This window comes from Pseudomonas sp. GW821-FHT02H06 (genome assembly GCF_059421525.1).
On the sequence record NZ_JBWKVD010000001.1, the window covers coordinates 497,261 to 512,127 of the forward strand.

The 14,867-nt window shown below is 61.8% G+C and carries 14 protein-coding genes and 1 pseudogene; 3 read left to right on the forward strand and 12 right to left on the reverse strand.

Going from position 1 to position 14,867, the window contains the following annotated elements; genetic code table 11:
* Positions 1–97: 97 nt before the first annotated feature.
* Entirely contained in the window at positions 98–1,423 is a 1,326-nt protein-coding gene (gene aauR, locus AC07VF_RS02345; protein ID WP_192171598.1) for a two-component response regulator AauR, read from the forward strand.
* A 296-nt stretch (positions 1,424–1,719) separates the two neighbouring features.
* Here aauR and AC07VF_RS02350 read toward each other — a convergent pair whose 3' ends face one another.
* From AC07VF_RS02350 to AC07VF_RS02380, 7 genes and pseudogenes are all read right to left on the reverse strand, one after another.
* Positions 1,720–2,646, reverse strand: a complete 927-nt coding sequence (locus AC07VF_RS02350; RefSeq protein WP_495008690.1) for a PfkB family carbohydrate kinase — start codon at positions 2,644–2,646, stop codon at positions 1,720–1,722.
* Positions 2,636–4,105 carry a purine-cytosine permease family protein gene (locus AC07VF_RS02355; RefSeq protein WP_495008689.1) on the reverse strand — a complete coding sequence of 490 codons (1,470 nt, stop codon included), beginning with the start codon at positions 4,103–4,105 and terminating at the stop codon, positions 2,636–2,638. Before AC07VF_RS02355 ends, AC07VF_RS02350 begins: the two co-directional genes overlap by 11 nt.
* Positions 4,106–4,265: 160 nt before the next feature.
* Complete coding sequence (locus AC07VF_RS02360) at positions 4,266–5,282, reverse strand: ADP-ribosylglycohydrolase family protein (RefSeq protein ID WP_495008688.1); 1,017 nt, start codon at positions 5,280–5,282, stop codon at positions 4,266–4,268.
* Complete coding sequence (locus AC07VF_RS02365) at positions 5,279–5,992, reverse strand: GntR family transcriptional regulator (RefSeq protein WP_192171602.1); 714 nt, start codon at positions 5,990–5,992, stop codon at positions 5,279–5,281. The genes AC07VF_RS02360 and AC07VF_RS02365 overlap by 4 nt, the downstream gene beginning before the upstream one ends.
* A 169-nt stretch (positions 5,993–6,161) precedes the next feature.
* The gene (locus tag AC07VF_RS02370; RefSeq protein ID WP_495008687.1) at positions 6,162–6,830 is read right to left on the reverse strand and encodes a DsbA family oxidoreductase; all 669 of its coding nucleotides are present in this window, start codon (positions 6,828–6,830) and stop codon (positions 6,162–6,164) included.
* A gap of 110 nt (positions 6,831–6,940) precedes the next feature.
* Complete coding sequence (locus AC07VF_RS02375; protein WP_282366226.1) at positions 6,941–7,933, reverse strand: alpha/beta fold hydrolase; 993 nt, start codon at positions 7,931–7,933, stop codon at positions 6,941–6,943.
* Positions 7,934–8,089: 156 nt separating this feature from the next.
* Positions 8,090–8,698 (reverse strand): annotated as a pseudogene (locus AC07VF_RS02380) (uroporphyrinogen decarboxylase/cobalamine-independent methonine synthase family protein); the annotation flags it as partial.
* A 207-nt stretch (positions 8,699–8,905) separates the two neighbouring features.
* On the opposite strand from AC07VF_RS02380, the gene metR reads away from it, so the two are divergent.
* The gene (gene metR, locus AC07VF_RS02385; RefSeq protein ID WP_065992512.1) at positions 8,906–9,823 is read left to right on the forward strand and encodes a transcriptional regulator MetR; all 918 of its coding nucleotides are present in this window, start codon (positions 8,906–8,908) and stop codon (positions 9,821–9,823) included.
* Between the two features lie 40 nt (positions 9,824–9,863).
* Here the strand turns inward: metR and AC07VF_RS02390 are convergent, their stop codons facing one another.
* The 3 genes from AC07VF_RS02390 to AC07VF_RS02400 all read right to left on the reverse strand — a co-directional run bounded on the left by AC07VF_RS02390 (position 9,864) and on the right by AC07VF_RS02400 (position 11,794).
* Entirely contained in the window at positions 9,864–10,268 is a 405-nt protein-coding gene (locus AC07VF_RS02390; protein WP_282366224.1) for an NUDIX hydrolase, read from the reverse strand.
* A gap of 2 nt (positions 10,269–10,270) precedes the next feature.
* Positions 10,271–11,362 carry a D-alanine--D-alanine ligase gene (gene ddlA / locus AC07VF_RS02395; RefSeq protein WP_495008686.1) on the reverse strand — a complete coding sequence of 364 codons (1,092 nt, stop codon included), beginning with the start codon at positions 11,360–11,362 and terminating at the stop codon, positions 10,271–10,273.
* A gap of 162 nt (positions 11,363–11,524) precedes the next feature.
* Positions 11,525–11,794, reverse strand: coding sequence for a type B 50S ribosomal protein L31 (locus tag AC07VF_RS02400; protein WP_122536087.1), 270 nt, complete (start codon positions 11,792–11,794; stop codon positions 11,525–11,527).
* Between the two features lie 195 nt (positions 11,795–11,989).
* On the opposite strand from AC07VF_RS02400, the gene AC07VF_RS02405 reads away from it, so the two are divergent.
* A complete protein-coding gene (locus AC07VF_RS02405) occupies positions 11,990–12,361 on the forward strand; it encodes a hypothetical protein (RefSeq protein WP_423572211.1) in 372 nt (123 codons plus the stop codon).
* 79 nt (positions 12,362–12,440) lie between these two features.
* On the opposite strand, the gene AC07VF_RS02410 is transcribed toward AC07VF_RS02405, so the two are convergent.
* Positions 12,441–13,766 (reverse strand): APC family permease, encoded by a 1,326-nt coding sequence (locus tag AC07VF_RS02410; RefSeq protein ID WP_495008685.1) that lies wholly within the window; start codon positions 13,764–13,766, stop codon positions 12,441–12,443.
* Between the two features lie 160 nt (positions 13,767–13,926).
* The gene (locus tag AC07VF_RS02415) at positions 13,927–14,742 is read right to left on the reverse strand and encodes a carbon-nitrogen hydrolase family protein (RefSeq protein WP_495008684.1); all 816 of its coding nucleotides are present in this window, start codon (positions 14,740–14,742) and stop codon (positions 13,927–13,929) included.
* Positions 14,743–14,867 lie beyond the last annotated feature (125 nt).

Sequence of the window (14,867 nt, forward strand, 5' to 3'; positions counted from 1 at the left end):
GACATTTTCGGAGCCTGTTTGCTCGCGAAAGCAGTGAGGCAGTCACCCTGTCCAAAAACCTGACACACCGCTTCGCGGGCACGCACTGGAATACACCATGAACACTGATCTGACGGTCCTCATCGTCGAAGACGACCCGCATGTCCTGCTTGGCTGCCAACAGGCGCTGGCGCTGGAAGACATTCACAGCCAGGGCGTGGGCAGCGCGGAAGAAGCGCTGGCGTTGGTCAGCGAGAACTTCGCCGGCATCGTCATCAGTGACATTCGCCTGCCGGGCATGGACGGGCTTGAGCTGCTCAAGCGCCTGAAAGAACGCGACCGGACCCTGCCTGTGGTGCTGATTACCGGTCACGGCGACGTGTCGATGGCCGTCGGCGCAATGCGCGATGGCGCGTACGATTTCATGGAAAAGCCCTTCTCTCCCGAGCGCCTGGTCGACGCCGCCCGCCGGGCCCTGGAGCAGCGCGGTCTGGCTCGGGAAGTCTGGTCGCTGCGCCGCCAACTGGCCGAGCGCAACTCCCTGGAAGGCAAGATCATCGGTCGCTCCCAGGCGATGCAGACCCTGCGCGCGCTGATCGCCAACGTCGCGGACACCTCGGCCAATGTGCTGATCGAAGGCGAAACCGGCACCGGGAAAGAACTTGTCGCCCGTTGCCTGCATGACTTCAGCCGCCGCCATGACCATCAGTTCGTAGCACTTAACTGCGGCGGCCTGCCAGAAAGCCTGTTCGAGAGCGAGATCTTCGGTCACGAGGCCAACGCGTTCACCGGCGCCGGCAAACGCCGCATCGGCAAGATCGAACACGCGCACAACGGCACGCTGTTTCTCGACGAAGTGGAAAGCATGCCGATCAACCTGCAGATCAAACTGCTGCGGGTGTTGCAGGAGCGCACGCTGGAGCGACTTGGTTCAAACCAGAGTGTGGCGGTGGATTGCAGAGTGATCGCGGCGACCAAGTCGGAGCTCAATGCGCTGAGCAAGGCGGGCCAGTTTCGCAGCGACCTGTATTACCGGCTGAACGTGGTGACCCTCGAACTGCCGCCCTTGCGGGAGCGCCGCGAAGACATCCTGCAGTTGTTCGAGCACTTTCTGCAGCAGTCGTCGCTGCGTTTCGACCGTGAAGCGCCGCAGCTGGATGCACAGACCCGCTCGGCGCTGCTGGCCCACGACTGGCCGGGCAATGTCCGCGAGCTGCGCAACGTCGCCGAGCGGTACGCATTGGGCCTGCCGGCTTTCAAGACCGCCGGTGCGGAAGTCGCCACCCAGAGCCTTGATTTTGCCGAAGCGGTGGAAGCGTTTGAGAAGAACCTGCTGGGCGAGGCGTTGCAGCGCAGCGGCGGGAATCTGAGTCAGGCCAGCCAGGAGCTGGGCATGGCCAAGACCACGTTGTTCGACAAGGTGAAGAAATACGGGTTGGGGTGAGCACTATCTCCGCTTGGTGATTCTGGCCTTAGGAGGGCGCTCTGATCGAGCATGCCGACACCGCCGAGATATCTGCCGACACATGACCTGTGGGAGCGAGCTTGCTCGCGAAGGGGACAGTACATCCGCTTAATCTTCAGCGGCTGAAATACCGTCTTCGTGAGCAAGCTCACTCCCACAGAGTCCGCGTATATTCACCCATTCTTCAGTGGCTGAAATACCGTCTTCGTGAGCAAGCTCACTCCCACAAGGACCGCGTTATCTGCCCCACAAAGCGGCACATGGACGACCGGGTTTTAAAAGTCAGTGCTGCCCACTAGCTCATCCACCTCTGCCGCCGTCGGCGCAGTCGCCGGGCCCCAGCGGCTGACGGCAATGGCCGCAGCCGCATTGGCGCGCAATGCCGCTTGCGACGCTGAAAGCCCTGACGCCAGCCCGGCCAGCAACACCCCCGCATGGGCATCGCCGGCGCCGTTGGTGTCGATGGCCGTCACCGGAAACCCCCGAACGTGTCGGACCTCGGGACCCTGACGAATCCAGCAGCCGTTCGGCCCGTCGCGCACAATAATCAGCGCGTCAGTGCGCAGCCAGTGCGCCAGCCTGTCGAGGGCCCCATCGATCGTCTCGCACCCGGCGAAGCGCAGCGCCTCTTCGGCATTGCTCGTCCACAGCGTGATCAATGGCAACACCGCCGACATGCCGGACGCCTGCGGCGAATCGATCAGCGGCCCCGGATCGAACACCACGCCCGCCCCTCCCGGCAACTGCGCGAGCCAATCCAGCAGCGTCGACACCTTGCCTTCGTGCAGCAAGCTGTAGCCACTGACGAACACGAAATCCTCAGCCTGCACATCAACGCCGTGCAGATCCTCAGCCGACAAACCGCCCTCGGCACCGACGTAGGAAATGAACGAACGCTCGGCCGAAGGCTCGATAAGCGCTACCGACAGGCCCGTGTCCTGAGCCGTGGACGCCGCCGCGATGTCGATGCCTTCCGCCGCCATGGCCTGCCGCGCCAGATCGCCGAAACGCCCCGCGCCGTGGCGACCGAGGTACACCGTCGGCATACCGCTGCGCCGTGCCGCGGCCATCACGTTGAATCCGCCGCCGGTTTCGAAAGCCGCCGAACGGGCGAGCACATCGCCGCCGGAACGTGGCAAAGCGTCAAGGGCCATGACCAGATCGACCACGACCTGGCCGGTGTAGAGCAATCTAGCGGGCATGAACAACCTCTTTTGCAACGACACGACGGTCACGGGCACCGCCGAGCAAGGCATACAGACCACCCGCCACCAGGAAGGTGACGATCCAGCCCAGCCCGTTATGGCCAAACCATGAGTCCGACAGCAAGCCCTTGAATATCACGTTCTCCGGCGTGGTGGCGACGGTGGTGAAACTGTAACCGAGCACGATGGCCAGGGCCCACGCACCCAGCGCACGCCACTCGATGCCGCCGCGATACCAATAGGCGCTGCGCGGCGAAACGTCCATCAAGTCAGCCGGTGAGTAGTAGTGGCGGTGCATCAGGTCGACGATGAAGATCCCAACCCACGCGGTAATCGGCACGGCGAGCATTGAAATGAACGTGATGAAGGGGCCGTAAAAACTGTCGGCGATCAGCATGAAGTAAATCGATCCGGCGAAGATTGCCACGATGTCGACAATCACCGCATGCACGCGCTTGATCTTCAGGCCTAGCGTCAGCGTGGTCAGCCCTGCCGAGTACACCGACAGGTTATTCGAGAGCAGCAGCCCGCCGAACGCCGTGATCAGGTACGGCACGGCCATCCAGGTCGGCAGCAGCTCGCGGATCGCGATGATCGGATCGGTGGCCGACGCCAAGTGGTCGTTGCCCACCGACAGCAGTCCGCCCAGGGTGATCAGCAACACCAGCGGGATGCCGGCGCCGAAAGCCGCCGAGGCCACCAGCCGCGTGGCCTTGACGCTGCGATGCTGGTAGCGCGACATATCAGCGCCTGCGTTGGCCCAGCCGATGCCCGTGCCTGCCGCCATGGTGCCGATCCCGATGATCATCGCGCTCACCGGTGCAGGCGCAGCGTTGAACACAGCGGCCCAGTCGATGTGCGCGATCAGGAAGCCGCCGACGATGATGTTCAACGCGCCAAAGATGTACGTCGCCCATTTCTGGATGACCAGCAAAGTGGCGTGGCCGAGGCCGGAAACGGTCAGCGTCATCAGCACGAAAATGGCGATGAACACCAGGGTCAGGCCCGGCGCACTCTTGGCCTCCACCGGTGTGGCGAAGAGGATCGAACACAGCGACAGCAGTACGAAAGCGGCGGTCGTGGTGTTCACGGTTTCCCAGCCCAGACGCGACATCAGCGAAACGATGGTCGGACCGATATTCCCGCGCACGCCAAAGATGGCCCGCGAGAGCGTAAGACTCGGCGCCCTGCCCCGGCGGCCGGCAATGGAAATGACCCCGACCACCGCAAACGAGCCGGCCGCGCCGAGGATCGCCACGATGATCGCCTGCCCGATCGACAGCCCGCGAAAGGCCACGAGCGTCGCCCCCAGCGGCAGACCGAGGATGCTGATATTGGCCGCGAACCACACCCAGAAAAGCTGCAACGGGTGGCCGTTGCATTCGTTTTCCGGAACCGGTTCGATGCCGCGTGTTTCAAGCTGACCTGCGCCTTGAGCGGCGTTGGATGACGTCATGTGAATGCTCCTGTGCCATTTGTTCTGGTTGTGGGCAGTGCGCAAAGCAAACGACATCCGTGTCAGCGTGGGCTTTTGCAGGCTGCAAAAAGCCCTGACTCGCCGCTGCATAGAGCCGCGAGGTAGGTCTTATTCGTTAAACGGGCTGGCGTTGGTCGGATCAGACCCCGCGCAGGGACAGCAACTGCTCGACAACCGGATACAGGTCGAGTCCGTTGACGGTCTGGATCTGTTTGATCAGCGGCTCAGGCCAGGCGCCCATTCCGGCGCAGGCACCGAGCATCGCCCCTAGAATGGCGGCGATGGTGTCGGTGTCGCCGCCCAGACTGGCGGCCATGCACAGCGCATCGAATGCCGAGACCTGCCCGCGAGCCACTTGATACGCGAGGGCGAAAGCCGCGACCACCGATTCCTGGGAGGCGACCGACGTGCCGATCACGTCATAAATCAGATCGGGCAGCTGTTCGTTGCTGCACCCGGCACACAGGTCTCTGGCCCACTGGATGCGCGCGGCAATGCGGCCCCCGGCGATCCAGTAGCCGAAGCCCTCGGCCTCTCGGGCGATGCGCGCGCCGACCTCCAGGGCTTCGCCGAGGCTGGCACCGCTGATGCCCGCCGAGACCACCGCGGCCACCGCCGCTGCGCTGGAGATGCCGAGAGTGGTGTTGTGGGTGACCTGGCAGGCCTGTTTGACCGCCTCGATGAAGCGCGCTTCTTCGCGCACATCAAAGGCAATGCCCACCGGCGTGATGCGCATGGCGGCGCCGTTGGTGGTGCCGAAACGCCCGGCCTCCTCAGGGCTGTGCCCGGCCAGAATCATCTCGATGGCGCGCTTGGTCGACGGGCCCAGCAGGTCTTGCGACCCTTTGGCCTGCATCACCGCCTCCCAGTCAATCAGGTGTTGCGCCAGGTCCGAAGGCTCGATGCGCCCTTCTCCGGCAACCAGCAATTCGGCGACCAGGACCGCCTGCTCGGTGTCGTCGGTGATCGACCCGGCGGGCATGTTCGGCGCAATCGGCTGATCGGCACCGGCGGCCTGCAAGGTTGTGATGCGGTCGAATCGCTGCCTGATCTGCTCGCGACTGAGGGACTGCGTTGGCATGCCCAGCGCATCGCCCAGTGCCAGTCCGTAGAAAGCGCCGAGGCCTCGGTCGCGGGTGTCGATCAGTGCGGTCATGTAGACGATCCAAAAGCCAGATGCAGACGAAAATGCACGGGGTCCAGAAGACTTTCCACGTGCTCCATGAAACGTTCGCGGCGATCGAACGTGGTGCGCGTCGCCTTGAGAAACACCGAGCCCGGCTGCCGCAACATCAGTGCCGCGTCATCGTTGCTCAGGGGCTCGGCGCCGATCCACTGATCGCCCCGATCACCGACATAGCCGTGGGCGGCCAGCGTGACTGTCAGCGAATCTTCGATCAGCCCGTCGCGGGGCAGATTTTCCAGGCCGTCGCAGGCCGGAATCAGCACACGCTCCAGGGAAACCACGCTGCCATCCCCGGCAGTTCGACGGCGATCCAGCGCGATGAACTCGGCTGTGCCAAACCGGCCCGCCAGATCAGGCCGCTGCACCGCCACCAGACGCAGAATCTCGGTGCTGACCTTGGCGCCGGTGTCGGCCAGGGCCTGTGCCCACCCGGCACGCTGATCCAGCGAGATGCCGTCATAGGTCACGATCGAACCGACGCCGGTTTGCGTGGCGATGTAGTTGCGTCGCTTGAGCTCGGACAGCGCTTCCCGGAGCGTGCCACGGCTGACGTTGAATTCCTGCGCGAGCAAGTTCTCACCGGGCAACAATTCGCCCGACCCCATCTGGCCGCTCTCGATGCGTCGCGCCAGCTCATCCACCACGCGTTTTTTCTTGTCGAATCGAACCTGTCTAATCATGTACAAATTGATATCCGAAAGTGGCTGGGAGGAGCAAGTGTTTTTTGAAATGCAATGGTCGATGAGTAACAGCAGATGACGGTCAGCAGCGCGCGTGTTGATAAGTGTCCAAAGCCTGAGAGCCAGGAATACCCACAGGCGCGCTGCCCGTCATGGTCGACTAACCGCTTTAGTCGACCGGGTTAACCAGGCTCGATTCTTCGCCCACGATCTGACGAATGGCGCTGACGAACACGTCGACAGGCTGCCCACCGGAAACGGCGTACTGGTCGTTGAAGACGATAGTCGGCACCGAAGTCACGCCCCGCGATACCCACAATTGTTCCAGTTCGCGAACTTCGCTGGCGTACTGGTCGCTGCCCAGCAAGGCCTCGGCGCGCACTCGATCCAGGCCCACTTTCTGCGCGACATCCGCCAGTACCTGATGGCTGGATACGTTGGCGTGCTGGCTGAAATAGGCGGTGAACAGCGCTTCTTTCAGCGCGTGTTGCTTGCCTTCCAGCTCGGCCCAATGAAGCAGTCGATGGGCGTCGAAGGTGTTGAATATGCGTCGCTCGCCCTGCTTGAAGACAAACCCGAGTTCTGCGCCGCGCTCGCGAATGTTTTCGGCATTGGCCTGGAATTGCTCGCGGGTCGAGCCGTACTTTTCGGCGATGTGCTCGAAGATGTCCTGGCCTTCCGGCGGCATTTGCGGATTGAGTTCGAAGGGCTGGAAGTGGATGTCGGCTTGAACTTCATCGCCCAGATGCTCGAGCGCCTGGTCCAGCGCGCGCAGGCCGACGATGCACCAGGGGCAGGACACGTCGGAGATGAAGTCGATTTTCAGCGGAATGCTCATGGCAGCCTCGTGCAAGGGAGGAAAAGTTGCACGATACGCCGATCACGACGGCGCTCACACCCTACACCGAGGCGCCTGTCCTCAGAAGACGGGTCAAGCCCGCAGTTGCATCAGAGCTGGGCGACGTGGGAAGCGTCCTCGCGATGCTCGCGCAAATACGGCAACACCGCCGCCAGCAACGGGGCTTTGAAGGCTTCCTGAAAACGGTGGGCCAGGCCGGGAATGAGCTTCAGTTGACTGCCCTGAATGTGCGCCGCTACATGAATGCCGTGCATCACCGGCAACAGCGGATCCGCCGTGCCGTGCACGACCAGCGTCGGCACCCGCAGCCGATTCAACAGCTCCACGCGGCTGGGTTCGGCGAGGATCGCCAGAATCTGCCGTTTCACGCCTTCAGGATTGAACGCCCGGTCGTAGGAAACCGCCGCCTGATGCAGGAGCATCTGTCGATCATCCTTGACCTCCGGGCTGCCCAACGCAGCCAGCAAATCAGCCTGCTGCTCGAGTGCGGTCTGCCGGTCCGGCGCGCCACGACGGGCGAGCAGTTGCAACAACGCCGGGCTGGGCATCGGCAGGCCGGGCGCGCCGGAGCTGGTCATGATCAGCGTCAGACTCTCCACGCGCTTGGGCGCCATGTCGGCCAGATGCTGCGCAATCATGCCGCCCATACTCGCCCCCAGCACATGGAATTGCTGAACATGCAGCGCGTCCATCAGGCCTAACGCATCCTGAGCCATGTCGGTCAGCGAATACGGCGCCGACACCGGCAGGCCGATCTTGTAGCGCAGCACTTCATAGGTGAGGTTGGCGCTCGAGGGGGCCTGGACCCAGGTCGACAATCCGACATCCCGGTTGTCGTAGCGAATGACCCGGAAGCCCTGCTGACACAGGGCGACGACCACCTCGTCCGGCCAGTGAATCAGTTGTCCCCCGAGGCCCATGACCAACAGCAGCGCGGGGTCGGAATCACGCCCGATGCTCTGATACGCCAAGTGCACGTCATCAAGCTCGGCCACTTGCGTGGGAACGTCAACATCGCATCGAGAGGCCGCAAAGGACGGCAGGCTGCACAAGAGCGCAGCCAGAAAAAGTAAAACCCGCATGGAAAAACACCGACACACAGAACCCCAGTAGGCCGCGAGTCTGATGAAGTTTGCTCAAGCGCGCTGCCACAGTTGCGTGACAGTTTGATGAAGAGGGCTGAGCGGTAGCAAAACGGTCATCTCGCCCTGCATTCACGCGGCCGCTGTTGCCGGGGTGCTGATCGAATCCGAGACCCAGAGGTTGTCGGCGAAGCGCAATTGAGCCTCCTTCACAACTTCCAGCGCAGCTTCAGCGTTGGCGCTGGCCGCGTCCAGTTCACCCACAACGCCCAATGACAGCACTTTGTAGGTCGGCAGGCGGTCCAGCACCAAGGGCATTTGTTCAGGCGCACTGAGCACATCGACATGCAGCCCTTGCACGGGCAGGCACACCGCGAGGCCGAGGTTACTGCCCAGCCCAAGACCGCCACACGAAACCGCGAGCAGCTTTTTAAGCGGCGAATATTGCAGGGCGTGGTAGGCGCGCTCGAAGGCGTTCTTCCAGTCCTGCGGCAAGTCCAGGGTCAGGATCGGCTCATCGATCTGCACCCACTCGACGCCCTTGCCCGCCAGCCGACCGAGGATCTCGCCATACACCGGCAGCAGACGATCCAGCAGGTCGAGCTTGTCGAAGCCCTCACCCTCCGCTTGCCCCAGCCAGAGGTACGTCAACGGGCCGATGAGCTCCGGCCGGATCGTTTGGCCCTGCGCGCGGGCTTCATCAACCTCATCGAACAGCGGCGCCCAGTTCAGGTTAAAGCGTTGATCCGGGGTGAACGTCGGCACTGAATCCACCTCAACGCCGTCACCCAGCGTCTCGAGGATGTGCTTGAAGCCCTTGGCCACGCCGATGTGAGGAAAATTAGAGTTGTTGACCTGGCCCATGCTGACTGCTTCCTTCAAAAGATGGCGCCATTGTCGACACTTCCCCTTACATGAGACAAACTCATTAAATTCGTGTTGATCACAAAATTTACTCATGGAGCGCCATCGGTGCTGGAAATTCGCCACCTGAAAACCCTGCATGCATTACGCGAAGCAGACAGCCTTGTTGATGCGGCTGACCGATTGCATCTGACCCAATCGGCGCTGTCTCACCAGTTCAAAGAGCTGGAAGAGCGCATGGGCATGCCGCTGTTCGTGCGCAAGACCAAACCGGTGCGGTTCACCAGCGCGGGCTTGCGCCTGCTGCAACTGGCTGACTCGGTGCTGCCGCAACTGCGCCATGCCGAGCGCGATATCTCGAGGCTCGCCGGCGGTGTCGCCGGGCGCCTGCACATGGCCATCGAATGCCACAGTTGCTTTCAGTGGCTGATGCCGACGATCGATCAGTTCCGCGATGCCTGGCCGGAGGTGGAGCTTGATCTGGCGTCGGGTTTCGCTTTCGCGCCCCTGCCCGCCCTGGCCCGTGGCGATCTGGATCTGGTGGTGACCTCGGACCCGCTGGAGCTGGCAGGCATTACCTACGTGCCGCTGTTCACCTACGAGGCCATGCTCGCAGTCGCCAATCAGCATCCGCTGGCGGCCAGGCCTTATGTGGTGCCGGAGGACCTGATCAATGAAACCCTGATCACCTACCCCGTCGAGCGCGACCGTCTGGACATCTTCACCCGCTTTCTCGAACCGGCCGACATCGAACCGGCGCAGGTGCGCACGTCCGAACTGACGGTGATGATGATGCAACTGGTCGCCAGCGGACGCGGCGTCTGTGGGATGCCGCACTGGGCGCTGCATGAATACAGCTCACGCGGCTACGTGAAGGGCAAGCGGCTGGGGGAAAAAGGATTGTTCGCCACGCTGTACGCGGCGATTCGCGCAGACATGCTGGACGCGCCCTACATGCGTGACTTCCTGCTGACGGCGAAGGACACGTCGTTTTCGACACTGGATGGGGTGAGCGCGGTTCGTTAATCCGCCACGCTGCTTACCCCGTGCAATGTAGCCCTGCAAATCAGGCGTTTTGCAGGCTTCGGTACAGCGGCAATATCGAATCCCGTGTCAGCGGCGCGAGATGCAACTGGTCGATATTTCCGCCGTCGACCCAGATGGCTTCCTCGATCTCGGCCGCCGGATTGACCGGGTCCTCAACCTGAACGCCATACAGCTGGCAGTTCACTTCGAAGCCCGGTTCGTTCGCCGCTAACGCCGAAAACTCGCCCAGAAACCGCGCGTGTTCAGGCGCGATGACCAGCCCCAATTCCTCGTTCAGCTCACGGGCCAGCGCATCGAGCGCCGACTCACCGGCGTCGATCTTGCCGCCCGGCTGCATGAACGCTTCGGTCCCGCGTTTGCGCACCAGCAATGTTTTGCCATCGGCACGGGTCAGCAGCGCGGCGGCGATACGGAGCGTTTTCACCGTCACAGCACCACCTCGGTCTTCAGCGCGCGGGTTTCTTCGGCGCGTTCCAGCGCCAGCGTGATCAACCGGTCGATCAGCTCGGCGTAGCTCAATCCGCTGGCCTGCCAGAGTTTCGGGTACATGCTGATGGAGGTGAAACCGGGGAGCGTATTGACCTCGTTGATGATACTTTCCCGTGCCTCTGTGACAAAAAAATCCACCCGCGCCAGGCCGGCGCAGCCCAGCACGCGATAGGCCTGCAGCGCCACTTCACGCACGGCTTCGCTCATGTCTTCGGGCATCTGCGCGGGGATCGCGATGCGCGCCTGACCGTCGTTCAGGTACTTGGTGTCGTAGGCATAAAACTCGTCATTGGCGACGACTTCACCGCACACGCTGACCTTCGGTTCGTGGTTGCCCAGCACGGCGCATTCCACTTCACGACCGACGATGCCCTGCTCGATCAGCACCTTGTTGTCGTAGTCAAAAGCCAGCTTCAGCGCAGCGGCATAACCGGCTTCGTCGACGACTTTGCTCACGCCGACCGACGATCCCTGACACGCCGGCTTGACGAAAAGCGGCAGGCCCAGTTGTGCCGAGACGCTGACAAAATCCACCGTCTCGCCACGGTGAAGGACCACAAACGGCGCAACCGAAATACCCGCATCGCGTAGCAGCCGTTTGGTCACGTCCTTGTCCATGCAGGCCGCGGAGCTCAGCACATCCGGGCCCACGAACGGAATGTCCAGCAGGCGCAACATGCCCTGCAGGCAGCCGTCTTCCCCGAAACTGCCGTGGATCAACGGGAACACCACGTCGATGCGCGGCACCTCTGCGCCGGTCTGCACTTCCACGAACTGCGGCCCGCTGGCGCCTGGCATCAGCGAAAGAAGGCGGCCGGATTCACTGAGTTTGATGTGCGCAGGATCGGTGGGGTTCTGCAGGTAATCCTGCTCGTCGAAGCGCAGCCAATGGCCCTGCTTGTCGACGCCGATAAGGATGATGGAGAAGTTGTTGCGATCAATCGCGTTGATCACGTTGCGCGCCGACTGCAACGACACTTCATGCTCGGAGGATTGCCCACCGAAAACGATGGCGACTGACTTTTTCAAAGGGGGATGCTCCTGAATTTCAGGCCGCAGAGCTAAAAGCAATTTGGCCCGATAGTCCAGTGCCAAGGTGGCCTGCAAGACGGAATACAGTGAAAAACGGCAAAAAAAATCCCGCGCCCGGGTGATCGACTGGCGATGCCCGGAGCGCGGGAGGTGCTGCTGTCATTCCTCTTTCTTGGCGCCGGAGCCAAAGGTGGCGAAGCGCTTGTTGAAGCCAGCGATACGGCCTTCGGTGGTGGTCTTGCGCTGTTGGCCGGTGTACATGGGATGCGACGCGCTGGACACATCGAGGGCAACGTAAGGGTAGGAGTTGCCATCGGTGTGGGTGTGCGTGCGGTCGGTGTCAACCGTGGAGCCGATCAGAAAAAACACATCGGCAGCGGTGTCGTGGAACAGCACTTGGCGGTAGTCGGGATGGATGTCGGCTTTCATCGTCTTTCTCCAGAATGTAAGCAATCATGTAATACGTTATACAGTATCAATTCAGCAAAGTTCAATCGGAAACGATTTTGTAACCGTTACAACTTTCGGCTTTTCCGGCGCCTCCCCTGCCGCTAACGTTCGCGCCCTGACGACCCAGCCCCGTCACGGACGGGAACGGAATGAACAACACCAGGAGGTAGTGCCATGCACCTGATTGATCGATACGAAATGAGCGTCCCCGCACACATGAAGCTGATTGACGCCCGCAGCGCGTTGAATCATCTGCAGCGTCTGGTCCAGGCAACCGACGGCAAGCCTGACGCCGAGCAACTTGTCAGCCTGCTCGCCACGATCGTGGAGGCTTTTCACGAAGCCGCTGACGACGTCATGCCGGTCAATGACCACGACGTGTTCATGCGCCAGGCGTGCGAGTGGAACTACATCGGGCTGTCTCCCAAAGAGCGCGAAGTGCTCCACGAGATCCGCTGCTGCAATGACGACGGCAAAGAAGACATCTATCGAATGGTCAGCGAGACGCTGGACCGCAAGCCGATGCTGATGCCGGAACCTCAGTAATCCAGGGTTGCGTTCAGGATCTGCTCGCACAAAAAGGGCGCCTGTGGATGGCGCCCGCGCTGCATCGCCCGCCGTGTCACTAGGCCGCTTCTTGAAAATCCATTTCCGGCGGCTGACGACGGAATCCGCCGGTCAGCCACGCCAGGTACACACAGCCGATGGCCAACCAGGCCAGACCGAGCATGATCGCCAGTTTGTCCAGGCTGATCATCAGCCACAGATCGGCAATCAGGCCAATCAGTGGGCAGATCAGGAACAGCAGCAGCTCGCGGGGCCCGCGTTTCTCGGCCGCAATCCAGTAGTGAAAAATGACCGACAGGTTGACCAGACTGAACGCCAGAAACGCGCCGAAGTTGATGAACGAGGTGGACGTGGTGACGTCCAGTTTCAGCGCCAGCAAGGCCACCACCGCGCACAACAGAATACTGTTGACCGGCGTGCCGAATCGTTCGCTCAGGCTGGCAAAGAACGACTTGGGCAACACCCCGTCGCGACCCATCGCATAGAGCAGGCGCGAGCCGCTGGCCTGGGCGGAAAGCCCTGACGCGAACTGCCCGACGATAAGGCCAATGAGGAAGATCGTCACGAACACGTCGCCGCCGATATTGCGCGCGATTTCATAGGCGGCCGAGTCGACATTTTCGAACTGAGCGGAGGGATGGGCAAGCTGCACAAAGTACGACACGCCGACAAAGATCAACCCGCCGATCAGCGTGATCAGCATGATCGCCCGGGGAATGGTGCGACGCGGATCGCGGGTTTCTTCGGTCAGGGTGCTGACGGCGTCGAAGCCCAGGAAGGAATAACAGGCAATCGCCGCTCCGCTCATGATCAACGGCATCTGCATGTCACCGTTCAGGAAGGGCGACAGCGTCCACAACGGTTTGCTGGCATCGCCGCCGATGTAATGGATGCACAGCGCCACGAAGGCGGCGAGCACCAGGAACTGCACGATCATCAGCAAGGCGTTGATGGTATTGGCGAGCTTGAGGCCAACGATGTTGATCAGGCTGGTCACGACGATGAACGTCAGCACCCACACCGGCTGTGGCACAGACGGGAACGCAGAGCCCAGATACGCGGCACCGATCAGCCAGATCGCCATGGGCAAGAACAGGTAATCCAGCAGCACCGCCCAGCCGGCAATAAACCCCAGCTTGGGGCTGATGGCTTTGCGCACGTAGCTGTAGGCAGAGCCGGCCACCGGAAACGCAGCCGCCATGCGGCCGTAACTCATGGCCGTGAAAAACATGGCAACCAGAGCGGCCAGGTAAGACGCGGGGACCATGCCCCCGGTGGTTTGCGCGAGGATACCAAAGGTGCCGAGCACAATGATGGGGGTCATGTAGGCGATGCCGAACAGCACCACCGACCCTAATGAAAGGGTGCGTTGCAAACGAGCCATGAGCGACTACTCCGAAATTTATAGGTTTTATGGCAGAGAAAAGTGCGGCAGAACAAAGGCGTATTTTTAGTTGGAGGGCGTGCATCCACTGCCGCGATCGACGCGGCAGTGAGGGTTCATTCTTCTTATTAGGCTTGTTAGAGATGTCTCTTCTGACGCTTCAGGGAATGATCAGCTCGCGCACGCCGTTGGCATGTTCGATGACTTCGCCCGGCAGTCGCAGGCGCTGGTCATCCAGGTAGCGGTAATCGCGACGCGCAGCCTGTAGCTGCCCAAGGTCGAGTTCGGCGGTGAGTTGCGTGTCTTCCCGACCCGCCTCGTGCAACAAAGACCCGAATGGGTCAACCAGTGCGCTACCGCCCGCGAATACCAGCCCGCCCTCGCCTTCGCCGACGCGATTGACCATGAGCGCGAACGCCTGATTTTCCTGAGCACGGGCCATGATTGCGGTGCGGTGGGTCGGACCGTAGGGGTCCATGTTGCCGTTGGTGACGATGATCAGATCAACGCCGAGTTGCGCCAGCGCGCGGGCCGACTCCGGGAACTCGATGTCGTAGCAGATCAACAGGCCGACCCGCAGCCCGTTCCACTCACAGGTGGCGTATCGATCGCCCGCGCTGAACACGCCGCGATCGGACGCCCACAAATGCGTTTTGCGGTAACGCAGGGCGATGCCTTCGGGGGTAATGAGCAACGTGGTGTTGAAGAACGCGCCGTTGTCATTTTCGGCCATGCCGATCACGACGGAGACACCGCGCGCCCGCGCCGCTTCACGAATGGCGCTGACACTGGGGCCGTCCAGCGCTTCGGATACCCGGGCAACGGTCTCGCTGGAGGGGAAGCCCATCAGGTGCGTTTCCGGGAACACGATCAGCGCAGTGTCGTCAGCGCATGCCGCAATGGCATTCAGCGCGCGCTTGAGATTGTGGACGGTGTCGTTGTCCTGGCCCGTCAATTGGGCGAGTTCCACCTTCATGGGTTCTCCTTATAAGGTCGCGGGCCGGTCAGGCACAAAATGCTGGCCTGATGATTGGCTCTGCGGGCAGTATGCGCATCAGTAAGTGTTACGGGGAATTACGCAGCTGTAGTAACCCAATAGGG

Bases quoted from the DNA above. Each gene is read 5' to 3' on its own strand.
- AC07VF_RS02405 (WP_423572211.1), top strand. From the start codon at position 11,990: ATGCACCTGATTGATCGATACGAAATGAGCGTCCCCGCACACATGAAG.
- AC07VF_RS02400 (WP_122536087.1), bottom strand. From the start codon at position 11,794: ATGAAAGCCGACATCCATCCCGACTACCGCCAAGTGCTGTTCCACGAC.
- aauR (WP_192171598.1), top strand. From the start codon at position 98: ATGAACACTGATCTGACGGTCCTCATCGTCGAAGACGACCCGCATGTC.
- AC07VF_RS02410 (WP_495008685.1), bottom strand. From the start codon at position 13,766: ATGGCTCGTTTGCAACGCACCCTTTCATTAGGGTCGGTGGTGCTGTTC.
- AC07VF_RS02365 (WP_192171602.1), bottom strand. From the start codon at position 5,992: ATGATTAGACAGGTTCGATTCGACAAGAAAAAACGCGTGGTGGATGAG.
- AC07VF_RS02370 (WP_495008687.1), bottom strand. From the start codon at position 6,830: ATGAGCATTCCGCTGAAAATCGACTTCATCTCCGACGTGTCCTGCCCC.
- AC07VF_RS02360 (WP_495008688.1), bottom strand. From the start codon at position 5,282: ATGACCGCACTGATCGACACCCGCGACCGAGGCCTCGGCGCTTTCTAC.
- AC07VF_RS02375 (WP_282366226.1), bottom strand. From the start codon at position 7,933: ATGCGGGTTTTACTTTTTCTGGCTGCGCTCTTGTGCAGCCTGCCGTCC.
- AC07VF_RS02415 (WP_495008684.1), bottom strand. From the start codon at position 14,742: ATGAAGGTGGAACTCGCCCAATTGACGGGCCAGGACAACGACACCGTC.
- AC07VF_RS02350 (WP_495008690.1), bottom strand. From the start codon at position 2,646: ATGCCCGCTAGATTGCTCTACACCGGCCAGGTCGTGGTCGATCTGGTC.
- AC07VF_RS02355 (WP_495008689.1), bottom strand. From the start codon at position 4,105: ATGACGTCATCCAACGCCGCTCAAGGCGCAGGTCAGCTTGAAACACGC.